Annotated in this window: 16 protein-coding genes; 12 read left to right on the top strand and 4 right to left on the bottom strand. The window is 42.4% G+C overall.

Annotated elements, in window-relative coordinates:
• Window positions 1-6 precede the first annotated feature (6 nt).
• From ABMY35_RS00725 to ABMY35_RS00695, 7 genes are all read left to right on the top strand, one after another.
• The gene (locus ABMY35_RS00725) at window positions 7-1149 is read left to right on the top strand and encodes an acyl-CoA dehydrogenase family protein (RefSeq protein WP_349284598.1); all 1143 of its coding nucleotides are present in this window, start codon (window positions 7-9) and stop codon (window positions 1147-1149) included.
• A complete protein-coding gene (locus ABMY35_RS00720; RefSeq protein WP_349284597.1) occupies window positions 1146-2693 on the top strand; it encodes an amino acid adenylation domain-containing protein in 1548 nt (515 codons plus the stop codon). The genes ABMY35_RS00725 and ABMY35_RS00720 overlap by 4 nt, the downstream gene beginning before the upstream one ends.
• A gap of 46 nt (window positions 2694-2739) precedes the next feature.
• Window positions 2740-4287 (top strand): NAD(P)-binding domain-containing protein, encoded by a 1548-nt coding sequence (locus ABMY35_RS00715; RefSeq protein ID WP_349284596.1) that lies wholly within the window; start codon window positions 2740-2742, stop codon window positions 4285-4287.
• 23 nt (window positions 4288-4310) lie between these two features.
• Window positions 4311-4940 carry a chorismate pyruvate-lyase family protein gene (locus tag ABMY35_RS00710; protein ID WP_349284595.1) on the top strand — a complete coding sequence of 210 codons (630 nt, stop codon included), beginning with the start codon at window positions 4311-4313 and terminating at the stop codon, window positions 4938-4940.
• Window positions 4941-4943: 3 nt separating this feature from the next.
• Window positions 4944-6422: a cytochrome P450 gene (locus tag ABMY35_RS00705; RefSeq protein WP_349284594.1), complete on the top strand. Its 1479-nt coding sequence runs from the start codon at window positions 4944-4946 to the stop codon at window positions 6420-6422.
• A 152-nt stretch (window positions 6423-6574) separates the two neighbouring features.
• Complete coding sequence (locus tag ABMY35_RS00700) at window positions 6575-7546, top strand: phosphatidylinositol transfer protein (protein WP_349284593.1); 972 nt, start codon at window positions 6575-6577, stop codon at window positions 7544-7546.
• A gap of 393 nt (window positions 7547-7939) precedes the next feature.
• Window positions 7940-9625, top strand: a complete 1686-nt coding sequence (locus ABMY35_RS00695) for a hemolysin D (protein ID WP_349284592.1) — start codon at window positions 7940-7942, stop codon at window positions 9623-9625.
• Between the two features lie 89 nt (window positions 9626-9714).
• On the opposite strand, the gene ABMY35_RS00690 is transcribed toward ABMY35_RS00695, so the two are convergent.
• Complete coding sequence (locus ABMY35_RS00690) at window positions 9715-11838, bottom strand: TonB-dependent receptor (protein ID WP_349284591.1); 2124 nt, start codon at window positions 11836-11838, stop codon at window positions 9715-9717.
• Between the two features lie 162 nt (window positions 11839-12000).
• On the opposite strand from ABMY35_RS00690, the gene ABMY35_RS00685 reads away from it, so the two are divergent.
• The 3 genes from ABMY35_RS00685 to ABMY35_RS00675 all read left to right on the top strand — a co-directional run bounded on the left by ABMY35_RS00685 (window position 12001) and on the right by ABMY35_RS00675 (window position 16119).
• Entirely contained in the window at window positions 12001-12702 is a 702-nt protein-coding gene (locus ABMY35_RS00685; protein ID WP_130254570.1) for a response regulator transcription factor, read from the top strand.
• Window positions 12702-14447 carry a histidine kinase dimerization/phospho-acceptor domain-containing protein gene (locus tag ABMY35_RS00680; RefSeq protein WP_349284590.1) on the top strand — a complete coding sequence of 582 codons (1746 nt, stop codon included), beginning with the start codon at window positions 12702-12704 and terminating at the stop codon, window positions 14445-14447. The genes ABMY35_RS00685 and ABMY35_RS00680 overlap by 1 nt, the downstream gene beginning before the upstream one ends.
• 421 nt (window positions 14448-14868) lie before the next feature.
• Window positions 14869-16119, top strand: coding sequence for an EAL domain-containing protein (locus tag ABMY35_RS00675; RefSeq protein WP_349284589.1), 1251 nt, complete (start codon window positions 14869-14871; stop codon window positions 16117-16119).
• 78 nt (window positions 16120-16197) lie between these two features.
• On the opposite strand, the gene ABMY35_RS00670 is transcribed toward ABMY35_RS00675, so the two are convergent.
• The 3 genes from ABMY35_RS00670 to ABMY35_RS00660 form a co-directional block, all read right to left on the bottom strand.
• Window positions 16198-17694, bottom strand: a complete 1497-nt coding sequence (locus ABMY35_RS00670) for an exopolyphosphatase (protein ID WP_349284588.1) — start codon at window positions 17692-17694, stop codon at window positions 16198-16200.
• On the bottom strand, window positions 17678-19768 hold the full coding sequence (ppk1, locus tag ABMY35_RS00665) for a polyphosphate kinase 1 (RefSeq protein ID WP_349284587.1): 2091 nt from the start codon (window positions 19766-19768) through the stop codon (window positions 17678-17680). Before ppk1 ends, ABMY35_RS00670 begins: the two co-directional genes overlap by 17 nt.
• Before the next feature lie 102 nt (window positions 19769-19870).
• Entirely contained in the window at window positions 19871-20377 is a 507-nt protein-coding gene (locus tag ABMY35_RS00660; protein WP_349284586.1) for an ACT domain-containing protein, read from the bottom strand.
• A gap of 296 nt (window positions 20378-20673) precedes the next feature.
• Here ABMY35_RS00660 and ABMY35_RS00655 point away from each other — a divergent pair, with 296 nt between their 5' ends.
• Both ABMY35_RS00655 and pstA read left to right on the top strand, forming a co-directional pair.
• Entirely contained in the window at window positions 20674-22911 is a 2238-nt protein-coding gene (locus tag ABMY35_RS00655; protein WP_349284585.1) for an ABC transporter permease subunit, read from the top strand.
• Between the two features lie 18 nt (window positions 22912-22929).
• Window positions 22930-24579, top strand: a complete 1650-nt coding sequence (gene pstA / locus ABMY35_RS00650) for a phosphate ABC transporter permease PstA (RefSeq protein WP_349284584.1) — start codon at window positions 22930-22932, stop codon at window positions 24577-24579.
• Window positions 24580-24597: the final 18 nt, after the last annotated feature.

The raw sequence follows: 24597 nt of genomic DNA, 5'->3' as shown, positions 1-24597 counted from the left end.
TAGATCATGAACTTTGCGTGGAATGAGGATCAGCTCGCATTACATGAGCACGCCTTGAGCTTTGCACGAGATCTCGACTTTTCGAAGATCTCTGCAGGCGAGTTTCCAATGGAAGCTTGGCATTCACTGGGTGAGTTTGGCTACTACGGTTTACCCGTAGATAGCCGCTACTCGCCTTGTGGCAGTGGTTTCGACATTTTAACCACAGTTAAAATTTTAGAGGGTCTTGGTCAAGGTTGTGCAGATACCGGCATTTTATTTGCCGGTGCTGCGCACACCTTTGCTTGCGTTATGCCGATTTATGAACATGGCAGTGAAACACTAAAACATGAATTGTTACCGGCACTGACCAGCGGTGAGAAAATTGCGGCAAATGCCATTTCTGAAGCTGAAGCAGGTTCAGATATTGGCAAATTAACCACCAAGGCAACCAGAGAGGGTGACTACTACATCATCAATGGCGCTAAGTCTTATGTGACTAATGGCAGTGTAGCCGACTACTTTGTTCTCTATGCGACTACTAACCCAAAGTTTGGCTACTTAGGACAAACAGCCTTTGTTGTGCCTGCTGATTTACCTGGCATTGAAGTAGGAAAAAGCTACAAAAAGTTAGGGCTTGATTCGGCGCAGCTAAACCAAGTTTTTTTTGATGAGGTAAAAGTGCATAAGGACTATGTACTAGGCAGTGAAGGGCAGGGGGCGCGTATTTTTGCCGCTTCTATGGATTGGGAACGCTGTTGTTTATTTGCTTTATTTATTGGTGTGATGCAGAACGATTTAGAGCGCTGCATTGAGTTTGCTAATACCCGTAAGCAGGGCGATAAAACCATCAGCAAATTTCAGGCAGTGTCACATCGTATTGCCGATATGGAAGTACGTTTACAAAGTGCGCGCTTATTGCTGTATTTTGCGGCTTGGCAAAAGTCGCAAGACGTTGATAACACCAAAGCAGTGGCATCAAGTAAGTTAGCTATCAGCGAGGCGTTTGTGCAATCGGGTATTGACGCCATTCGTATTCATGGCGCGGCCGGTTACTTACAAGAAAGCGGCATAGATAGCAGCATTCGTGATGCCCTAGGTTCGGTGTTGTTCTCAGGCACATCTGATATTCAACGAGAACTCATCTGCAATAGGTTGGGCCTACTATGAAATTGCTCAATCAAGTATTAACCCAAGGCTTAGTGCGTGCAGGTGAACAAGCTCTGGCAGTGAGCGATAGCACAGAGTCGTATAGTTATGGTGAATTACAACTCAGGGCGACTCAAATTGCTGTGCTGCTGCAAAAAATTGGCGTTAAAGCGGGTGATAGAGTGGGACTTTGGTGTGATAAGTCATGTCGAGCACTGGCTGGCATGTTGGCGGTGAGTAAACTCAATGCCGTTTATGTACCAATCGATCCAATGAATCCGAAAGTGCGTGTGGATATTATTCGTCAAGACTGCGACATGAAGGTATTGATCACCAATAAAGCTAAGTTTAGTCAATATCAGCGCGGTGATAATGCTTTATGCGACTTTGTGGTATTAGACGAAGATGCGCTAATAAGCTCAGTATTGCATGTGCACACGTGGCAACATATTACTGCTCAGCAACCAAGCCAGCTCAACTTACCAAAACAGGGTAAAAGTACAGACTTGGCGTATATGCTTTACACCTCTGGCTCAACTGGCGTGCCAAAAGGCGTCAAAATCAGTCATGAAAATGCCCTTGCCTTTATTGAATGGTCGGCGACTAAACTCAATGCAACAGTGCAAGATCGTTTTGCCAATCATGCCCCTTGGCATTTTGATTTATCGGTGCTTGATATTTATGTGGCTTTATTATCAGGCGCAAGTGTTCATTTGGTATCTGAAATCGACAGCTATGTGGCACAAAAATTAGTGTCATTTGTGGCCCAAAAGCAGATCAGTATTTGGTATTCCGTGCCGACCGCATTGGTGATGATGCTAGAAGCTGAGGCTGACTTTGCAGAGCGTTGCCAGCAGCTTAGAGCCATTATTTTTGCTGGTGAAGCTTTTGCGATTAAACCGCTTAAACACCTTCGTGAAGCGTTTCCCGATGCCGAGCTTTACAACTTTTATGGCCCGACTGAAACCAATGTATGTAGTTACTACAAAGTTCCTCGGGTAGTACCAGACAAGCTGCCTATAGGTTACCCAGCCAGCAATGCTTTGCTATCAATTTGTGATGAACAAGGTAAAGCACTGCCTGCGGGCGAGCAAGGGTTTGTTACTGTAATTGGCCCGACTGTTTTCAGCGGTTATTGGGGGCGCGCAGATCTGCAATCAGAAGCTTATAACACAGGTGATATCGGCTATTTCAATGAGCTGGGAGAGTTGATGTATGTCGGTCGCCAAGATCATATGGTGAAAGTGAATGGTTATCGGGTTCATCTTGGTGAAGTTGAACGCGCTATTTACCAGCATCCAGCAGTGAAAGAGTGTTTAGTTGAGCTCAGCAGCCAAAAAACACTCCATGCGCATATTGCCGTAGAGGGTGATGCGCCGTCTTTATTAACCCTAAAAATTCACTGTGCCAAACGTTTACCTAAATACATGTTGCCAGAGCAGGTGATAGTGCACGATGCACTGCCTCGTAATCGCAACGGAAAATTATCGCGTCAATGCTTATCTGGGTTGTCTGCTCAATCGGGATCTGAAAATAACACCCAGATCACGATGAGCGAGGCGTAACACGCTTGCATCTGCAGGCACCTCCTAGTTAAACAAGGAATGAAAAATGAGAAAAAAAATCGCAGTCATTGGGGCTGGTTTATCAGGCATTGCCGCCATCAAACAGCTTACAGACGGGGGCCATGAGGTTGTCTGTTTTGAAAAAGCAGAAAGCTTTGGTGGTGTATTTGCCGATAAAAAAATCTATGACGATTTGCACCTAACCATTTCTAATTACTTTATGGCGTATTCAGATTACGTGCCGAGTCAGCAAAAGCTGAAGTTCTGGTCTAAAAAAGAATACGTTAATTACTTAGGCGAATACCTTGCCCGCTTCGAATTAGGTCAATACATTCATTACGATCACGAAGTACGAAAGGTAGAAAAGCAAGCGGGAAAATGGCAGGTCACCACGAAACATGGCATGGCTGAACAAACTGACACCTTTGATATGGTTGCCGTTTGCTCGGGTCATTTCCAAAAGCCAAAACTGCCTGAGCTTGCTGGTTTAGACATGTTCGAGGGCGAAATTGAGCACTCGAATGATTACCGCGATAAGCACAAATATGCCGGTAAACGTGTGTTATGTGTCGGTTTGGGGGAAAGTAGTGCCGACATTACTTCTGAGATTTCAGAAGTTTCGAGTAAATGTATCTTATCGCTGCGCCGTTACCCAGCGGTGGCACCACGCTATATGGCGTTCCAAGAAGATCCTTACTTCACCATAGATACCAGCTGGTTAACATCACGCATCGTGAACAAATTACCTCATCGTTATCATGGTGGGATCACCAAAGGTATTTTCAATAAGTATGTGAATAGCCGTAACGATCATGTACGGATCAGAGGTGAGTGGTTGAAAAAATCAGGCCCTTCTCACCATCAGGCCGTCACTAAAAATGAGCGACTATTCAGGCCAATCGCCGATGGAAAAGTAGTGCCTAATATTGGTGGTATTGTACGTTTTGAAAAAAATGCCGTGGTGTTTCAAGATGGCACACGTGAAGAAATTGATGCTGTGGTATTTTGCACGGGCTATCAACTGAGCTTCCCTTTTTTAGACGTAAGTATCAGCAATATGCGTGATTTGTATAAACAAATGTTTATTCCTGAAATGGGTGACTCACTGTCGTTTATCGGTTTTGTTCGTCCGCAACAAGGGGGCATTCCGGTTATTGCTGAAATGCAATGTCGTTATTTATCACAACTGGCCAGTGGCGAGAAACCATTACCACCACTATCAGAAATGGTCGACATCATTAAATACGATACCGAACACTGGCAGACGGAGTATAAGATCACCCCACATGTGGCCTCTTTGGTGAACTACTGCCATTACATGGATTCTATGGCAAAGCTGGTTGGCTGCATGCCTGAGATCCCTAGCTTGTTTAAAGATCCACTGTTGCGCGTAAAGCTATTGCATAACCCGCAGTTTGCAGTGCAATACCGTTTAGATGGCCCAAATAAAATGACTCATACAGCGCGCTCGTTCTTATTAGGCTTTCCAAATATCAGTTCTTGGCCACGCATCATTCATTTTGAGTTGGCTTTGATCACCCAAAAACTACTCTCACGTTTACGCCTTGATGGCTTACGTGAGCTCAGTAAATAGCTGCTCAGGGACGGGAAAACGTTATGATCCGACTAACCGATGAGTGCTTGTGCAATCTAAATGATGCGTTGCAACCACACCGCTTTAATTTAAGTCGTTTAAGCTATTTGCAAAAAATCATCTTAGGCACCGATGGCACAGTAACCCAATTAATCGAAAGTATTGTCGATGAAAAGTTGGTGGTGAATAAACTGTTTGAAGCCGATGTTGATAGTGACACGATCGCCACAACGTCGAGTGAACAACAAGCTGAAACACATTGCCAAAGGCGGGTTATTTTATTGCAAGGCGAGACCTCAGGCTTGCCGTACCTGTATGCCGACTCCTTGGTTTATCACGGAAACATGAACGTGAATTTTTCTCGCGCCCTGACTCATTCTCAGATCCCCATCGGCAAAGCTTGGGAAAAGTTTCAGGTTGAAACTTATAAAACCTTGCTGTCATGGGGATTTGAATATGCCAATGAGCTAGCACCTCACTTTGCGATTTCAAGTCATGATTTGGTGTTGTATCGCACCTACTTGGTGTTCTCTCAGGGTAAAAAGATCTTCCGGATCACCGAAAAGTTTCCTTTCGTTTGGTATCTGCAATCAGAGCAATTCACAGCGAGTGCAGCGACCACTGCAACACCAACTTTAGTCAGCGGAATTTGAGCAATGAAAAATACAGACAGCGTCGTGGCGCAACCACAAATCAATTTAGACATTAACAAACTGACTCCGAGTATTCCTCACATCCCATTTAACAGCGAAGACGGGCAGCTGTTTTTTTGGGGTGAGGAATACCACCTAATTATCGAGTCTCTATCAAAGAAGTACGGAGATATCTACTCGGTTGAAACAGCCAAGGGCAATTTGGTGGTATTAAACGGCTATCAATACATCAAAGAAGCATTGGTCACACAGAATGATGTGTTTAATGTACGAGCCGACTATAAAATTCTGCAAGTGGCACCACAAAAGCACTTTTTAGAGTTAGAAGCTGGCGAGCCTTGGCAGGTGCATCGTAAAGTATTTGCCCATGCCATGCGTGAATATTTTGCCACGCGCTGGGATAACATTGAGCAATGGATGACCACTGAAATTGAGGATATCGCAGCGGTATGGCAAGCCGATGAGGGCAAGCCATTTGATCCGAATCGCGAAGTGTCAATTAAGCTTGCTAGCTTTTTACATAAGGTCATGTTTGATGATCGCTTTGGTGAGTTTGAAAAAGGCCTGTTTGACGAGAAAAGCTTAAGTTGGTTACCAAATGGCTTTATTAACAGCACGCGTTACGAGTTGATGCCTACTGAGCTGCAAGAGAAATATTACGCTCAGTATGGTGATGCGATTGAAAAGTTTAGCGGTAACTTGAGCGCCCTTGATCAGTACGTGTCATTCAATGTTGACCGTCGTAAAGCCGATTATAAACCGGGCGAGTATCGTGATTTATGTGATTATTTGTTTGCTGCCAATGACAGTGTTGATGCGCAAACGAAAGCTGCTTTAAATATTGATGAAAAAGAAATTGTCATCGGTTCACTGACTCAAGTTGCGGGAGCTGGTGGCGGTGTTGGTGCATTTGCTATGCGCTGGGCCTTGTTATACTTGGCTGCTTTTCCAAAACAGCAGCAGCGTGTACAAAAAGAACTCGATGAAGTGGTGGGTAAAAACGCGGTGCCACTGAATAAGCACAAAGCGGATCTGCCTTATACACAAGCATTTATCAGTGAGGTATTGCGCCATTGTTCAATTACATCAATGCCTGCAGCCAATTATGCAACAAGTAAAGACACACTATTAGATGGATATTTTCTTGCCGAAGACACGCCATTGGTGATTAATAATTACAGTATTACCCGAGATGAAACGCTGTGGGAAAACCCGCATGAATTTATGCCTGAACGCTTTTTAGATGAAGATGGCGAGTTGAGCAAAAAACAATTGGGTAAGGCTTTCCCATTTGGTTTAGGACAGCGCCGCTGCTTGGGTGAACATTTCGGTAAATACATCATTCATACCTTGTTTGCTCAGTTAGCGCATAAGTTTGAATTTAGTCTACCTGAAGGGAAGCAGGCCAATCTTAAAGCGATTTCAGGGGTGTTCTTAGTGCCTGAAGAAGTCGAAATTGTGGCTAAAGCGCGCAACACCTAATTCATTTTCATACGCACACATAAAAGGCCACACACTTAAAAAGTGCGCGGCCTTTTTGTATGAATTAAGTTTTTATTTTACATTTAACATTTTTGTAACTTTGAGTTTTTATTCTATTCTAAGTAATTGATGTTTTTACTTAAGGAAAGAATATGAACAGTAATAAATGGCTTTTTGCCCCGCTACTGCTGAGCACAGCCTCGGCTTTTGCACTTCCTCAGTGCCCGCAACCACAATTGATGGAGCAGCGTTTTGAAGCGCCCAGCTTTGAAACCGGCAAATATAAAAACTGGTCAAATCGTTTTATTACTTGGCTGCCAAGCTTTCATATGATCCACGATGAAATTGTCGCGGTAGGTAAGCCTGTTACAGTAACGGCTAAGTTTGATTACGGCAGTGTGGCGCATAAAGACTTAGAGTTTGAAACAGTGAAGTTTTATATTCGTGGTCAGAACGACTCGCAGTGGCAATATCTATCGACAGCGACCACAAATAGCGATGGCAAAGCGACTTTATCTTTACCGGGCATGTCTGCAGGCCAATACCGTATTTATGCGGGCGTACCAGCTGATGGCAAAGGCACAGAAGGTTTCTTAACGGTCGTAGAGCCAAATACCGAAGCGGTACTATTCGACATTGACGGCACATTAACAGAGTCTGATGCCGAGCAAATTGGTGATTACACAGGCATAGATTATGCTGATGCAAAGGACGAGGCTTATACCTTAGCGCGTAGCTATTTGGATTTAGGTTATCAGCCAATTTATCTTACTGCTCGAGTTTATTGGTATGCCAAAGGTACGCGTAAATGGTTGTCTTGGATGGGTTTGCCTCAAGGTTATCTGCGCACATCGCTAAGTAATGAAACCAGCTTATTTCGTACTGCTGAGTACAAGACAGAGCAGATTAATAAACTTGAAGCGAATGGCATTAAAATTGTGCGTGCTTATGGCAATGCAAAAACGGATGCTGAAGCATTTATCAAATCTGGGTTGAGTGCATCTCAAAGCTTTACCATAGGTAAAGATGCGGGTCATTACGGCACAACGCCGATTTTAAATAACAGTTACGCCGATCATATTGCGACTCACGTCAGTAACTTCCCGAACGCGAATTGCCAGTAATTTATTTAACCTGAGCTTTGGTTAAGAGATTTACTAAGTTATTGATATTTAACTGGTAAAATTTTTCCAAGTCTGCAGCCGGAGACTTTTGAGGATAACAAGGCAAATTTACGCGTCAATAGCTGGCCTATTGCAAGAAAATTAAACGCCGTTAGCCTTGAAAGTAGCCGCTGGAGATAGATTTATTATCCAGAGCTCAGGTTATTTACTCTCTCCAGCCCTGAGTTCTCCCAACCGCTTAGGGCTGTTATCAAAAAATCTCACTTATTCCCTTTAAACTTTTATTAACATAGTTGTAACTTTAAAGTTTTAACTCTACTATGCGCATGATTTTTATTGGCTTAAGGAAATGAGCTGTAAAAAGCTTATTAAGCCCGTTCTATAAGGAAAATTATGAATATCAAAAAACTGAGTATTGGTATTGCACTGCTAGGTGCGACGTCAGCAAGTGCATTCACGCAATTAGGTGGCGGTGGCATTATGCCAATGGGTCACGAATGGCTCACACGTACCGCGGCACTCGAATTGCTAGACCAAGAGCACATCATTCAAACCGATCCTAATGATCCTCGATATCACTGGCAACATGGCCTGGCGAAGCGCACTGATTTAACTGCGGCGTATGATGAAGTACAGCGCATACAAGCTAAAAGTAATAACAATGCGAGTTACCAACCTAAGTATGACGATATTTATGCAGCCATTGTGGGCGAGCGCTGGGTGGACATTGCTGGGTTTAATGTGACGAATGCCAGTACGGATCCGACTGGACCAAACTGCTTTAGTGCGATTTCGCAAGAACCTGCCGATCTTCAACAAGATCACTTTATGCGTCGTTATGATGACATAGGTGGTCAAGGTGGTGTAGATGCCGCTTACCGAGGTCAAAAGCGCTTTATTGAACACTTTGTTAATGCCGCAATGGCAGAGCAAAAGCGTATTCAAGTGTGGGATGGTGGAGGCTATTCAGCTAAAGCCGAAGTAGATCATAACTATTTCTTGTTTGGTCGAGCGGTGCACTTATTCCAAGACTCATTTAGCCCGGAACATACGGTACGTTTACCAGCGGATAACTACGAAAAAGTATGGCAAGTAAAAGCCTATTTATGTTCAGAAGGTGCAGAGCAGCACACACATGACACTAAAGATGTACTCGACTTCAGCAGTGGCGATGTGATCTGGCAAGAAAATACTCGCCTTGATTCAGGGTGGGATTCATATTCTGCAAGTAATATGAAGCCTGTTGCACTTGTGGCCTTAGAAGCAAGTAAAGACCTATGGGCGGCATTTATCCGCACTATGGCCGTAGACAAAAGTGCACGCGAAGCTTACGCAAGACAAGAAGCACAAACCTTGATAGACAATTGGTTGTCGTTTGATGAACAAGCGATGCTTGCATGGTATGAAAATCAACAGCATAGAGACCATACCTATGTACTCGCCCCGGGTGAAACTGGGACAGGTAAAACACTTGAAGCCTGTATGGGAGAATTAAATGTAGGCACAACCAATCAAGCTGAGCGTGTTGCGCAATTAGATGTTGAGCGTCGTCAGTGCTTATATAACATTGAAGCAGAACCCGGATACGCAGATCTGTACGATGATTATATGGGAATGCCCTATAACTGGCGCTGGAAGTCACTTACTTGGCAAACACCACCAAACGACTGGCAACCTTCTAAACAGCAAGCTGACAGTGGCAAAGCGGTTGTGATCAAGTCGGCTGTAGATGGTAAGGCGTTGTCGGTATCGGCTTTAAATAATAATGAACGCTTAACCACAGCGCAGAATAACCCTGTGGAGTGGCTCAAAGTACCTGCAAGTGAAGGGCGTTACTATTTACGAAGTCGCCAAGCACCTGCATTGTTCTTAAGCTATAGTGGGTCTTCATCAGGGTATGGAAAATTATGGAACTCGCCAAAACAAGCGGAGTACGAGTTTGTTTATCAAGGGGGCCTATGGAATATTAAAAATACCTATTGGCGGCAGTATTTTTGGTATAACCAAGATAAGCAGCGTCCACAATTAACTTCGACAGGCAGTGCAGATGAACAGCACTCAAAGTGGATTTTAGAATAACTTTACTCTCTTCTTTTTTTAAAGATACCTAGTAGGTTTCAAAAGGCACGGAGTCAACAGCGTGCCTTTTTTGAGACGAAAGGGATGCGTTAAAATTGGCCGCTTAAAAGTAAAGTAAAGCGCGGTGAGCGTTCAAAGCGACGATCTTCGTATTGTGAAATACCATTTTCAGTAAATAAGCCGTCGTGTCGAGTTCTGATGTTTCTGGTTTTACGGCTTAGCAAACGGTCGCCTTTAAGCGTTAACTTCAAGTCAGATGATAGCTTATAATCTAACTCCATTCTGACTTTGAGTTTATCATCCAGTGTGCTGGTATAGTCGTATCGTGTAAATGGAGAAGCGCTTTTATCAAAGAGTGTCATACTCCAATCTACTTTGTTAAATAGATTAGTTTGGTTGATTTTAACTTGCCATTCGTTATCGCTTAGTCTCGCTATTTTGTTGTCCTGACCTGTAAATGGGTCACGCATATCACTGTCACGCCAAGTGTAACTGACACTAACCATAGTATTTTTTAGGCCAATAGGGTCGAGGCCAAAATCAGTCTCAAGTTTCACACCATATTCTTTCGCGTTATCAACATTACCTTCACCTGAATAGCTCACTAGTGGGATCTCAACAATGAGATCGGTGATCTTATGGTAATACGGCGTCAGAGTAAGACTACCTGAGGTTGCTTGCCATTGTCGCTCAAAACTTACAGAGAACTCGTCTCTGACTTCTGGGCGTAAGTTAGGGTTGGTTTCTTCTAATCGCTGCTCTTCTCGGTTAAAGCGAGGCACAAAATCATTTAATCTTAATTGGCTCACGGTACGCTCTAAATTGGTACGTAACTGAATGGCGTCATTTAAATCATGGCGTAAGTTAATACGTGGTTTTAAGTAATTAAATGAACGGGTTGAGCCACTATTTGCTTGCTCAAAGGTATCGGTTTGCAAGCTAAAATCAGTAGCGACACCCAGTTTTGAATACTCGTAAACCAAAGAGGCCTGTAAGTTCGTTGCTTGTGATATTGAATAGTTATAGTGGCTAAAGCCTTCATAGCGGGTTTCTTTGATGTCATTAAGTTCAGTCGAATGATAAACATCATCTTGGTTGTCAATAAACTGCAGGTTCTCATCGAGTTTATTAATAGCTAGCTCAACGCCAGAATCGAAGCTATGCTGCTGGTTGAGTGTGTATTTCCAACTGCCTCTCACGACGCTTTCTGATTCTCTGTAAAGTCGAGGGAGTTGGTATCCCACCATGGTGCTGTCATCGTCATTGGTAATGGTCTGCCAAAGTTGATCGTTGGCTTTACTGCGGTTTTCGATAAAGAGCAGCTTTAAGCTGTGTTTGTCGTTAATTTTATGACTGATATCTCCGCCAATTTCCCATTCTCGTAGGCCCCAATCAAATGTCAGGTTATCCGCCGTTGTGGTGTTATCTGCAAGTTGAATGTAGGTCGAGTCAAAGTCGCTATCTAGATAGATTTTTTTATACATGCTGTTCAGCGTCATAGAGGTGCTGTTGGCGTGCTTGTAACTGAACTTATTGCTGAATATGTCTTCTCGGAACCAATTTTTACGCACGCGCTTGTAGTGTTTTGTCGGCTCATTGTCAGCAGAGCTAAACAGCTCATTGATTTTTATTTTTGTAGGATAAAGCTTTCTTTCAAAACCAAAGCGATACGTTAAATCGCCTTCACCACCACTTAGTACCAAAGAGCCTAACGGTTTGCCTTGCATAGAGTCTGTTTTCGTGACCCCAATATTCCATAGTACCGCGGTGCTGATGTCGTCTTTGAGCATGACATTGATGATTAAACCATTACTTTGCACATCAAGACCCGATACCGACCCTCTGATCAGCTCAATATAGTCAACATCTTTAGCCTGAATATTGTCTAACTCACTTTTAATGCTATTACCTTTACCCGATACGCGTTGTCGATTAATTAATATTTGCTCGCCTGACGAGCCAAAGCCTCGGGTTTCATTGTTATTATTCATGGCCAACAGCAGGTTATTGGCTCCTGGAATTTTTTCTAAGATATCGCGCAGGTTTTGTGGTGAAAATGGCGTGAAGAAACTCTCGTCGTAAGTATCAATGTTAGCGGCTGTGTTGTTGCTTACATCATCATTGGCACAGCTTGCTTGGCTGTTAAAAAACAAAGTCAATGCAGTTGCAACCGCACTTAATTTTAAAAGACGAGATGTGAAAAGGCGTTTCATGATATTTCCCTCAATGGCGTTTGAGCTCATATTAAGAAAGCGGGTAAAGGTAAAATAGGCACAAAAAGTAAAACTCTGAGTAGGATCTTTTTACAAAAGTTTACTTAAGAAAATGTAAGGTCTGGGGTAGGGTAACGCGTGTGTAAAAAGGAGTACCGAATTATGAGCATCAAACCTAAATTGTTAATCGTAGAAGACGAAGCCAGTATTTTACGCGGCTTGACCGACTTATTTATTTTCCATGGTTTTGAGGTCGACAGTGAAATGGATGGCAAGCAAGGTTTAGAAGCCGCGTTGCAAGGCCATTATCACTGTGTGATTTTAGATGTGATGCTGCCGAGTATGAATGGTTTTGAGATCTGTAATGCGCTACGCCAACACTCGCAAAGCCAAGCGATTTTGATGCTGACTGCTAAAAACAGTGAAGAAGATATCATCAATGGTCTGACTTTGGGGGCTGATGATTATTTAGCTAAACCATTTTCGACGTCCGAGCTGGTGTTAAGGGTTAAAGCCTTAGTGCGTCGTTCAGGGTGGAGCCCCGAAGACAGTAAACTAACCATTTGCGATCAAGTGGAGATCTGCACCCAGAGTTTAACAGGCCAGTCATTTAATCAAACGGTGCGCTATACCCGCCGGGAAGTGGAGATCTTAAATTATCTGAGCCAGCAAAAAGCACCCGTTTCTCGCTGTGAGCTGTTAAGAGAAGTGTGGGGGTATAAGTCAACTGACCACATAGATACCCGAACAGTTGATATTCATATTGCCAAGTTACGCAAGAAAATTGAACCTGATCCTAAAGCGCCAAAATACCTAGTGACCCTGCGTGGCGAAGGGTATCAATTATTCGGGCAGGCTTCTTGATGAAAGCATTCTTAAAACCTTCACCTTTGCTCAATTATCAGCAGCGTTTAAAAAGACTGAGAATTTTCACGCTGAGCTTTTTCTTGTTGTTATTTATTCCGGTGTCTTTGGTTTGTGTGTTTGTGTTTCAGCAATTTCAGCAAGAGCAGATTGTAAAATACCAAAAGAGCGCAACTAAGCTCAGCGACATCATTAATAAACGGCTATTTAAACAAGCGATTATTACCAACTCGGTTTCTCCCACGGAGTTTGATTATTACCAGTATGCTTACAACCCAGAAACCAAAAAGGTCACGCGGCAAGTATCTCCGCTTGCGGATCCCGAAAGTTTTCAACGTTATGAAGGTCTGGTAGGGTTCTTTCAGATAGACGCACAAGGGCGTTTTAATAGCCCGATGTGGCCTGATGTGATCCAAGCGGATGATGTTTTCTCTGAACGTGAGGCACAAAAAGAAAGCCTCAAAATGGCACGTGGCTTATACGATGTGGTAATGCGTTCAGGGCAAATAAAAACGCTAATTAATAATGGTTTTATCGTACAACCTGAAAAATATGAAGTGATAGAAGACGTACCAGATTACTTTATTTTTTATCGTGTGGTGACAGTCAGTGATGAAGTAAAAATGCAGGGCTATGTGCTAGATAAACAGCGCTATTTACTCGGGCTTATTATGGAAGTGATGACCAATAAGCGTCCCAATGCATTTCTCGGATTGACTATCAGTGATAAGAAAGGTCATGCCGAAGATGCGTTTATTGTTTCCAAGATGCTGAAAAATGGGGACATGGACGTACAGCTACAAGCGTCGTTACCGGCAAAGTTGATGCAAGTTCACCTGAAAGAAAGCAAATTGCACTGGCCGTTTCCATCTTATTGTATTTCATTTTCAACTAAGGCGTTTGGCACCAGTAGTCTGGCCTTGTATGGGTTAGGGTTAATGGGGGTCTTATTACTGACCATTGCACTTGGTTGCTATGGTTTTTATGCTTTGGGCAAACGTCAGTTAAAGTTAGCCGAGCAACGTTTAAACTTTGTTTCGTCGGTGAGTCATGAATTAAAAACCCCCCTAACATCCATTCGTATGTATTCAGAAATGCTGAAGTCTGGGCAAATTTTATCTGAGCAACATCGCAGTGATTACTACGAGTTCATATTTAGTGAGAGTGAACGTTTGTCTCGCCTCATAGATAATATCCTGCAGCTCTCAAAGCTTAGTCAGCCAGCCCATAATGTTGAGCCGAACTGGGTAAAATTGAGCATATTGAATGACGTTATCCAATCAAAAGTCTCGTCGTTATTGGTGAAAAACGACTTTGCTCTCAATATTAACCAGCCTTTTGAGCATCCAGACAGTGCATTGCTATGGGTTGACATGGATGCCTTTGCGCAAGTGGTGATTAATATTACCGATAACGCAGTGAAGTTCTTTGATCAAGCCAAGATCAATGATGTTGAGAGACAAAAAATCGATTTCAATTTTCATTATTCTAAGCAGCAGCCTGAATCTATTCAGTTGCAAATACGTGATTATGGCTTTGGTATTACTGAAGAGCAGCAAGAAAAGCTATTCGAGTTGTTCTATCGAGGCGGTAATGAGTTAACACGAGCTACTCAAGGTACGGGGATTGGTTTGGCTTTGGTTAAAGAGCTGATCAATGCCCAGCAAGGTGAAGTGAGTGTGGAACGTATGTCACCTGGCTTGGCGTTGAATATACGATTTAAGTTTAAAATAGCTGACAGCTAGGCTTGCCTGATTGCTTTGGCACAATTCGCTGGTAAATTTGTATATTTCGTTATAACGACTAATTAGGTTATGAACTTTATTGCAGCAGAGTAAACTAAAACACGCCCTCTTATGAGGGCTTTTTGCTCTGTGTATGAAGCCTAAGAAAAAGAATAAATTGATCAACTTAAAACATATTTATGTAAGTTGCTGTTTTAGAGTTAGTACAGGTCGCCTCTTGGCATTAAGACATGAAATCCGTTTTTAAAACGGTTAAAATTTATAAGTTAAAAGGGGTTAGAATAAATTATTATGATCCTAACGAAGGTATTTTTGTTTGCTCATCCTCTTGTGCTGGCGTAACCTTTAAAAATGCGACAGAATTTCTAATTAATTCTCAGAGTTTTAGAGCTAGAATTACATTATCAGGTTTACACTATCTATGACAAAACCCGCGACTCAGTACATTGCTAGGCAGGCAATTCTCGATTCGACAAAGCAAATATTTGCTTATGAATTGCTTTATCGAGATTCGCAAAATAATGCTTTCCCTGTCGGGGTAAGTGATGAGCAAGCCACTGGGCGAATGTTTTTTAATTCACTTATTTTGGTTGGTAAAGAAAAGCTGGTTGCCAATCATTGTGCGTTTATTAACCTTTCTGATACCACGTTATTGCAAGAGATCCCCCGACTATTAAAATCTGACAACTTAGTGCTTGAAATTGTTGAGCGTTCGCAGAATATTCAGCAATTGCTTGAAACCGTTAAATTACTACGTAAACAGCATTACCGCTTTGCGCTGGACGATTATGATGCCGACTCTCGTTGGGAGCCGCTGTTACCTCATATGTCTTATATTAAGTTGGAGCTTGAACAGCCTATCCTTAAAACCACTATGAAGGTTAAGAAGCTAAAGCGTTTATATCCAAAAATAAAAATTGTGGTTGAGCGAATTGAAACCTACGAAGAATTTGAATACTTGAAAAGTGCTGGGGTTGATTATTTTCAGGGCTACTTTTTTGCTAAACCAGAAATGTTGACGCACGGTAATGTTGAGCCTTCTAAGCTGGTGGTATTTGATTTATTAAAGTCAACGGCGCAGCCGAACCTGTGCTTTAAAGATGTTGAGAAAAAAATCTCTAAAGACTTGAGCCTAACGGCTAGGGTGTTGAAGTTGGTGAATGCTCGCTCAGGTCTAGAAAAGTTAGAGATGAAGACGATTTCTCAGGCGGTTGTTTACCTGGGTGAAGATGCCCTAAGGCAATTTGTTCGGGTTTTAGCACTCAGTGAGCTGGGGGTTGATAAGCCAGCTGAATTGACCAAATATGGTTTAATGCGTGCCCGCTTTATGGCATTGTTTTTAGCGCCCGGCGGTGAAGAAATGGCTGAGCAGGGGTACTTAATCGGGCTGATGTCAATTCTAGGTGCCGTGCTTGATATGGAACTAAGCACCATCATTTCTGAATTCTCACTCGATAGTAATTTAAGTGGTGCACTGCTTAATTACAAAGGCTTACTTGGTGGGGCATTAAAAGTGGCGATAGCCGTGGAGCAAAATAACTGGCAAGAAGCTGAGGCTGTATTAGCAGCCGTAAGACCAGCAACGCCTATTAGCAATATTTATGATTTAGTTGCACAAAGCCGTGAATATGCGGATGAAATTTTCGCAGTGGTGTCAGTTCAAAAAGTATGACTGTCTAATCAAATTCATATTTAAAAAGGCTGCATATGCAGCCTTTTTAATGGTTAAGCTATAGCTTTATTCTTACGATTACTCACCGACGACAAAAGCAAGCTCAATCCCAATTGAATCAAGATACAGTTGTTCCTGCTCTAGATCTGCGCAAAGCAAAGCTTGCTCTTCAGGCAGTTGCGCATCAAAAAGTACCGTACATTTATTGTCTTTTACAGACAAAGTAGGGCGAGACAAGTCGGTTAATTGCCGGGTTCTATTAACTAATACGGACAGCCTGAATAGCGTTAAGAGTTTCGCAAAGGTGTCTGAACACAGAATATTAAAAATATCTAGTTCAGGAAGTTTGATCTTTTTACGATGAAAACGGATCAAAGCACTTAATACACTCTGTTGTTGCTGCGTGAAGCCAGGTAGGGCCGTATTCATTACGATATACGCACTGTGTTTTTGAATGCCAGATGAGTTAATTGATAAACCCACTTCATGTAATTGTGCTGCCCACTGTAACTGTAAAAGGTCTTTTTGCTTCAACCCCCAGTTTTTTTTACATTGTGAGAATAAATGTTTAACGGTATCAAACACGTTATCAGCATGGGCGGTGTCGATGTTGTAGTGCTGACCGAGCGCGATGATGGTGCGCACTCTTAAATCAAACTCATCATAGTTTAGCATTTCATGTAAAACGCCTTCACGTAGTGCATAATCACAGTATTCTAAGCGCTCTAGTTTCAGCTCTTTAAAGGCGGCAATGACAATGCTTAAACCGCCAGCGATATTTGTATGGCGTTCAGGGTTTAACCCTTTAATATCAAGCTGCTCAATACTGCCTTGGGCAATGAACAGTGCTTTGATATCTTCTAAAATAGGCAGTGTTAAGTATTCACAGTCGAACTGAGCTTGTGCAATACCGATTAAGGCTTTGATCGTGCCTGATGTACCATAACTTTGTTTCCAACCGGTTTTTCGATAGCGGGGAGAGATGGGCTCAAGTGCTTGTCGTGCGGCTATCTCGGCTTTTTTAAACGTACCTTTGCTGAGCTTGCCTGCGCTAAAACAGGCTTTGGTTATATTGGCACAGCCAATGTCACGACTTGTTAGTTGTAAGGCTTCAAAGTGTTGACCTATGACGAGTTCAGTACTGCCGCCACCAATATCAATGACCAAGCGGTTATCTTTACCATGCACATAGTTTGCAACGCCTTGGTAAATTAAACGCGCTTCTTCCTGCCCGGATATCACATTGATATTAAAAGGGAAGTGAATTTGTGCTTGTTGCAAGAAGTGCTTTAGATTTTTTATGTTTCTAAGCGTGTAGGTCGCGACAACTTCGACATTGGCTGGGTTAAAGCCTTGTAGAGTTTGTGCCAGTTGCTTAAAAGCCAACATGGCACGTTCAATGGCCTCTTCTGAGAGTTCAAATTCTTCATTGAGACCAGCAGCTAAATGCACGCGATGCTTTTCTTTATGAAGAATTTGTAGTCTGCCCTCAACTTTACGGGCGATGACTAAATGAAAGCTATTAGAGCCTAAATCGAGCGCTGCAAAATTCGCAGGCTCAGGTGTGTTGTGCATAATTGTGTTCCCATTTACTCAAGAGATCATAGATGGCAATTTGTGAACGTACTTTCTTACGGTTACCGCGGGCAACGTACTTATTTTGTTGTTCGACATCTATGACTCTTGCTTTACAGCAATCTTTAAATTGTAGCTCTAAAATATTGATTATTAATTGCTTTAAGTGCTGATCGTAAATAGGCACACCGGCCTCAACACGGTGATCTAAATTTCGCGTCATCCAGTCAGCTGAAGAAATATAAACTTGCTGATCGCCTTGGTTTTCGAACACCATTACCCGAGGGTGTTCTAAAAAACGATCAACGATACTGATAACTGAGATGTTATCGCTAAATTTCGGTAATCCAGGGACCAGTGCACACATGCCACGAACAATAATACGAATTTTTACACCTTGTCGAGCAGCACTGTAGAGCAAATCAATGAGCTGTTTGTCGACTAGATTATTCACTTTTATGGTGATTTGTGCAAATTTACCATTCTTAGCGGCTAAAATTTCATTCTCTATGCCCTCACAAATGCGCTCTCGGGCATTTAATGGTGAAATTTGTAGGTGCTTAAAAGTAAATGGGCGATAACTGGTTTCGATGAATCTGAAGACTTCATCACATTCATCACAGATTTCGTTGTGCTTGGTGAATAGGCTGAAGTCAGTGTAAATTCGCGCTGTCTTTTCGTGGAAGTTACCCGTACCGATGTGGGCATATTTTACAATCTTCCCCTTTTCTTTTCGGTGAATTACGCAGAGCTTACTGTGCACTTTTAGTGCTGGCAAACCAACCAGTACCTTAATACCCGCTTCGCTGAGCAACTTAGCCCATTCAATGTTGTTTTGTTCATCAAAGCGCGCTTTTAGTTCGACCATGACGGTGACTTTCTTACCGTTTTTGGCTGCATTAATTAATGACGAAACTAGTCTTGAGCGGGAGGCTACACGGTAAATATTAATTTTAATTTGAGTGACCTTAGGGTCATAGGCAGCTTGTCTTACATACTCGAGCATATGGTTGAACGTATGGTAAGGGTAATATAGTAAAATATCCTGCTCTGAGATGGCCTTAAAGACACTATCATGCTTGGCAAAAGCGCTACTAGTGAGCGGTTTCAACGGCTTATTTTCTAAGTGCTTACGGCCAACATTAGGAAATGAAATAAAGTCTCTAAAATTACGATAGCGACCACCTGGGATGAGCGCATCTTGTTGGCTTGCGCCAAGACGCTTTTTTAGTACCTTTAGCATCTCATCAGGCATCGCTTGATCATAAACCATACGCACTGGCTCAGCATAAAGGCGCTGCTTCAGACCTTTCGACATTTTATCGAGTAAGCCTTCTTCGATCTCATTATCTAAATTGTATTCAGCATCACGTGTTAGTTTGATTGAATAGCCTTCAATGCTGTCAAACTTAACAAAACTCTTAAAAACTTCAGCCAAATAAAACTCGACCACATCATCAAGCATGACAATGGTTTTATGACGGCGGCTTTTTTCTGACGGTAAAATGACAAAACGATCGAGTCTATCAGTGGGTATTTCTAATAAGGCATACTGAGACTTCTCACCTTGCATATGGATAAAAAGATACGTCATCGCATCATTAATGTTGCTCGAATAATCCTTTGATTCGGTGAGTAACATAGGCGACATATGTTGTAGGACTTGGTCTTTGAAAAAGTCTTCTAGCCAGTCTTTATGAAAGTCAGATAAGTCAGTTGGCTGGCGGATATGAATGTTTTGCTTGTCTAGATCCGTTAACAGTTGGTGGTGGATCTGATTGAATTTTTTACCCAGCGACAAAACCTTTTTGTTAACTTGGTTTAATAACTCTTCGTCTGCGTCAAAGTGGGCGTCAGATAAACTGTTTAATAAAATTTTTCTTTTTAAATCAGCAACTCTCACCCTAAAAAACTCATCTAAATTATTTGAGAAAATGCCTAAAAAACGCAGTCGCTCGATAAGTGGATTATTTTGATCTTTGGCTTCTTGAAGTACGCGTTCATTGAACGAAAGCCAGCTTAATTCTTTGGCAAAGTAACTAATAGTCGTTGAGGTAGGTGATACAGAATGCATGATCTATCCATGGGTAATCAAAGGTACAACAACAAAATATATGGGGTTTATGTGACAATTATATGACAGGCTTATTCCTCAGCCTGTCATAAAATTTAATTTTTATTCACTTTCGATATCAACGACTAGATCGCTGGTTATCGATTCAAGTGCTTCAATCACATTATCTTTGTGCATGCCTGCAGGTAAAGTAACCGTGGCAAATGCACTGAAAATTGGCACCCCCCAATTAGGCGCGCTGCGCTGACGAGAATTTAAGTGGGTAATATTTGCGCCTTTATGACGGATAACACTTGAAAGTTCTTTGACAATACCCGGCCTGTCATTGCCTGTAATCACTAGATTAAGTGTTTCAGGTGTTTGATCTGCAACATCGGTATCGCCAGACTCGATATGCACTTCCAAGCCTGGTAATGCATTCAGTGCTGATTGTATTTCTTGAAGATGCTCCTCTGCTACGCCAATTTGAATGATACCTGCAAACTGACCTGCTAAATGACTAAGGTTACTGGTCATCCAGTTACCATGGTGTTCTAGGATGGTTGCTGAGATTTCGTCAACGAGACCCGGCCGGTCCTTACCTATTATTGTTAAAACTAACTGCTTCATATCAATGTCTCTTATTATTTTTACTCACCGTATAGTGAGAGTGGAAACGATCAATGCTCTACTCGACGTATCCTTACGCCAATAAAACATTGCACTCTAAGATTAGTTAAGTTTTAAGGCTTGTCCAGAAAATCGGTTTATATCCTTGAGGTAAAACATGATTATCGCTACTTTTTTATGACTTTTAAGTGTTAACAAAAGTTCATACTTACAGCGCTTAAAGTCCTTTTTATGTAACAATACTGTCATCTTGATGAAATATAATGCGCACAATTCAAAGATAATAAGGTGTTTTAATGTCTACCTCAGCACAGCAAAAATCTTTTAAAACGGACAAGCGCCGTTTATTTAAAGATCGCTTTGCACAATACAGTATTACCGCAGGCGGGGTAATGGTACTTGTGGCATTGCTGTTGATCTTCTTCTATCTACTATATGTCGTAGAGCCAATCTTAGAGTCAGCAAAAGTAGAGAAACGTACTGATGTCAGTTTAGCTTCAGAGAAAAACTATGTTGGTGTCGGTGTAGAAGAGCAAACAGAGATTGCTTATCTATTAGAAGATTCTGGGCGTGTCGATTTTTACCATATAAAAGGTGACAACTCAGGACAATTAATGAAAAGCCTAGATGTTGAACTTGATGGAAATATCACGACATTTGCGAAAAGCGCGCCGTTTTTAGGCCTGTATGCTTACGGTTTAGATAATGGTGCAATTAAGTTGGTTAAGCCGAGCTTCTTAGTAACTTTCCCTGGCAATGAGCGCTTGATCACACCACGTATTGGTTATCCATTAGACGGTGAGCAATTATTAGTTGATGATCAAGAGCAAGCGATTGCTAAGTTTGCCTTTAGTTATTATGAAGATAAAGCTGCGGCAGTTGCCGTTACTGAAGACAAGCGTGTGGTATTTGCAGCATTCACACCTGAAGAAAACATGTTTACTGGTGAAGTTGAGTGGCTAATTGAGCGCACTGAGCTAGACATTGATGGTCGAGTAAATGAGTTACTGATTTCACCAGATACATCTCGCGTATTTGTTCGCAGTGCAAACAAAATATATATCTTTGATACGCGTGACCCAGCTGAAGTTGAGCAGTTCCAAGTTCTTGCTGCCAACGAAGAGAATGCAAACCTAGTGAGCGCGACATTACTTGCTGGTGCAAATTCTTTGATGCTGGCAAACGATAACGGTGAAGTGTCTCAGTGGTTTGAAGTAAACACCGAAGATAATGGCCGTCAGTTTGCCAAAATCCGTGCTTTTGAAACTGAGAAAACGAATAAGCTAGATATCTACACAGAATATTATCGCCGTACTTTCTTCACGACGACATCATCAGGCGACTTAGGCGTGTACTACACGACCAGTGAAGCTGAATTATGGCGTGGTAAAATCAGTGAACAAGCCATTGATAACTTTGCTGTATCACCTCGAGCTAACGCGGTTTTGTCTCTATCGAACAATACGCTTTCTATATTTGAAGTGCACAACGAGCACCCTGAGGTAACTTGGTCAGCACTTTGGAATGAGGTGTGGTACGAGGGGTACCCTGAGCCTGCATACACTTGGCAGTCAACGTCAGCATCTGATGACTTTGAATCTAAGTTTTCTTTAGTGCCAATTTCATTCGGTACGATTAAAGCGGCGATGTATGCCATGCTATTTGCTGTACCAATTGCCATTTCAGCAGCAATTTACACAGCCTACTTTATGTCGAGTGAATTACGTCGCGTAGTAAAGCCAACCGTTGAGATTATGGAAGCACTACCAACAGTTATCCTTGGTTTCTTAGCGGGTCTTTGGTTAGCGCCTTTAATCGAAACGCATCTTCCAGCAGTGATTGCACTTGTGACTTTACTGCCAGTGGCGGTGATCGCGACGGCATTTGGTTGGACTAAACTGCCAGCGAGTATTCGTCATTTAATTCCTGATGGCTGGCATTCAATTTTACTTATTCCTGTGGTGTTATTTATCGGTTGGTTGTCATTCGCTATCAGCGGTCAAATCGAACTGTGGGTATTTGATGGCAATGTACGTCAGTATTTAACGAATGAGCTAGGTCTAACGTTTGACCAACGTAACTCACTGGTTGTGGGTATTGCGATGGGTTTTGCGGTTATCCCGACTATTTTCTCAATCGCAGAAGATGCGGTATTCAGTGTGCCTAAGCACTTATCAAATGGTTCATTAGCGCTCGGTGCGACGCAGTGGCAAACCCTTGTTTATGTTGTGCTTCTAACGGCTAGTCCGGGTATTTTCTCTGCAGTCATGATGGGTCTAGGCCGTGCAGTAGGTGAGACTATGATTGTACTGATGGCAACGGGTAATACGCCAATTATGGACTGGAGTATCTTCCAAGGTATGCGTACTTTAGCGGCGAACATCGCGGTTGAAATGCCTGAATCAGAAGTGGGTAGTTCGCACTATCGTATTCTATTCCTTGCTGCATTTGTGTTGTTTATTTTTACCTTTGTATTTAACACGCTCGCTGAATTTGTTCGTCAGCGTCTACGTGAAAAGTACAGCTCAATGTAATTATCGGAGTTTCATGACATGGTAAAGCAATGGTTTAAGTCAGGATCTCCTTGGATCTGGATGACAGGTGGTGCAGTTAGCATCAGTTTAATCTCGGTTATCGGTTTATTAGCGATGATCGCATGGAAAGGTTTAAGCTTCTTCTGGCCATCAGAAGTGGTTGAGTTAAAGCTTGAAGGCTCAGTGCCTAAGCAAACAGTGATTGGTGAGATTTATGACCGTGAAATGGTGCCTAAATCTCGACTTGAAGCGGCAGGCTATGATTTATCGGCATACCAAGATGAATATATTGAACGTATCTTGGTAAAAACGGGTAACCGTGAATATGTAGACCTAGATTTCCGTTGGATACTAACAACAGACATCCAGTCTCAAACTAAGCCAGAAGCGATGGCGGTATTTGAGCGTAGTAAAAACGGTAACTTCTATGGCTATGTAGAGCGTGTAATCGAAGACGGTAATGAAGTTACCAATGCGCCTAAAGAACGTTTAGTAGAACTGGTTGAGCGTGCAGTAGATTTAAATGAAGAAGCACTCGACCTACAAAACGGTGATATTGGTCACATTAACTATGAGCTTGAGCGTCTGCGTTTAAAAGAAAAGAAATACGCACTTGATAATGCCTTAACGGATGATGTACTGGCTGATTTAGAGTCACAACGTGCAGAACTTCGAGCTGAATACAAAGTATTAGAAGCACGCTTATTTGAGCTTCGTAAGAAAGCGAAGCGTGACCAAGTGGTTGTACGTGACATGCGTGGTGAGCTAGTAACTTTACCTATTTATCAGGTATTAGACTTGTGGTTCCCTAATGACATGGGCTTCTTTGCAAAGCTAGGCCACTTCTTTGTTCAGTCAGGTAAGTTCGTTTCAGATGATCCCCGTGAAGCGAATACTGAGGGTGGTGTATTCCCTGCAATCTTCGGTACTGTTTTCATGGTTATGCTAATGGCTGTGATTGTGACGCCATTTGGTGTAGTTGCTGCAATCTACTTACATGAGTATGCGGCTAAGAACGCTGTGACTAAGATGATCCGTATCGCGGTAATCAACTTAGCAGGTGTACCTTCGATTGTTTACGGTGTATTTGGTCTTGGTTTCTTTGTTTATATGTTAGGTGGTTCAATCGACCAATTGTTCTATCCAGAAGCTGCGCCAAGCCCTGTATTTGGTACGCCAGGTGTGATTTGGTCTGCATTAACCTTAGCAATTTTAACGCTACCTGTGGTTATCGTTTCGACTGAAGAAGGTTTATCGCGTATTCCAAGTTCAGTACGCCATGGTTCATTGGCACTTGGGGCAACAAAAGCTGAAACGCTATGGCGCATCATTGTACCAATGGCAAGTCCGGCAATTATGACAGGTTTAATCTTAGCGGTAGCACGTGCAGCCGGCGAGGTTGCACCACTTATGCTAGTAGGTGTTGTGAAAATGGCACCGACGTTACCGATTGATGGTAACTTCCCGTTTGTTCACTTAGATCGTAAGTTCATGCATTTAGGTTTCCACATCTATGATGTAGGTTTCCAAAGCCCGAACGTTGAAGCGGCGCGTCCATTGGTTTACGCAACGGCATTCTTACTGGTCAGCGTTATCATCGCACTGAATATTACTGCGATTGGTATTCGTAACCATTTACGTGAAAAGTTCCGTTCTCTTGAACATTAATAGTAAAGTATATAACTA

Source organism: Pseudoalteromonas sp. BZB3 (assembly GCF_040104455.1).
GTDB lineage: Bacteria > Pseudomonadota > Gammaproteobacteria > Enterobacterales > Alteromonadaceae > Pseudoalteromonas.
Note: the sequence above shows the minus strand (reverse complement) of the source record. Positions and strands in the feature narration are given on the sequence as shown.

Excerpts from the sequence above, each read along its gene's own strand:
- ABMY35_RS00700 (WP_349284593.1), top strand. The coding sequence starts at position 6,575 with ATGAACAGTAATAAATGGCTTTTTGCCCCGCTACTGCTGAGCACAGCC.
- ABMY35_RS00670 (WP_349284588.1), bottom strand. The coding sequence starts at position 17,694 with ATGCACAACACACCTGAGCCTGCGAATTTTGCAGCGCTCGATTTAGGC.
- ABMY35_RS00710 (WP_349284595.1), top strand. The coding sequence starts at position 4,311 with ATGATCCGACTAACCGATGAGTGCTTGTGCAATCTAAATGATGCGTTG.
- ABMY35_RS00675 (WP_349284589.1), top strand. The coding sequence starts at position 14,869 with ATGACAAAACCCGCGACTCAGTACATTGCTAGGCAGGCAATTCTCGAT.
- ABMY35_RS00715 (WP_349284596.1), top strand. The coding sequence starts at position 2,740 with ATGAGAAAAAAAATCGCAGTCATTGGGGCTGGTTTATCAGGCATTGCC.
- ABMY35_RS00705 (WP_349284594.1), top strand. The coding sequence starts at position 4,944 with ATGAAAAATACAGACAGCGTCGTGGCGCAACCACAAATCAATTTAGAC.
- ABMY35_RS00690 (WP_349284591.1), bottom strand. The coding sequence starts at position 11,838 with ATGAAACGCCTTTTCACATCTCGTCTTTTAAAATTAAGTGCGGTTGCA.
- ABMY35_RS00720 (WP_349284597.1), top strand. The coding sequence starts at position 1,146 with ATGAAATTGCTCAATCAAGTATTAACCCAAGGCTTAGTGCGTGCAGGT.
- pstA (WP_349284584.1), top strand. The coding sequence starts at position 22,930 with ATGGTAAAGCAATGGTTTAAGTCAGGATCTCCTTGGATCTGGATGACA.
- ABMY35_RS00695 (WP_349284592.1), top strand. The coding sequence starts at position 7,940 with ATGAATATCAAAAAACTGAGTATTGGTATTGCACTGCTAGGTGCGACG.
- ABMY35_RS00655 (WP_349284585.1), top strand. The coding sequence starts at position 20,674 with ATGTCTACCTCAGCACAGCAAAAATCTTTTAAAACGGACAAGCGCCGT.
- ppk1 (WP_349284587.1), bottom strand. The coding sequence starts at position 19,768 with ATGCATTCTGTATCACCTACCTCAACGACTATTAGTTACTTTGCCAAA.
- ABMY35_RS00660 (WP_349284586.1), bottom strand. The coding sequence starts at position 20,377 with ATGAAGCAGTTAGTTTTAACAATAATAGGTAAGGACCGGCCGGGTCTC.
- ABMY35_RS00725 (WP_349284598.1), top strand. The coding sequence starts at position 7 with ATGAACTTTGCGTGGAATGAGGATCAGCTCGCATTACATGAGCACGCC.
- ABMY35_RS00680 (WP_349284590.1), top strand. The coding sequence starts at position 12,702 with ATGAAAGCATTCTTAAAACCTTCACCTTTGCTCAATTATCAGCAGCGT.
- ABMY35_RS00685 (WP_130254570.1), top strand. The coding sequence starts at position 12,001 with ATGAGCATCAAACCTAAATTGTTAATCGTAGAAGACGAAGCCAGTATT.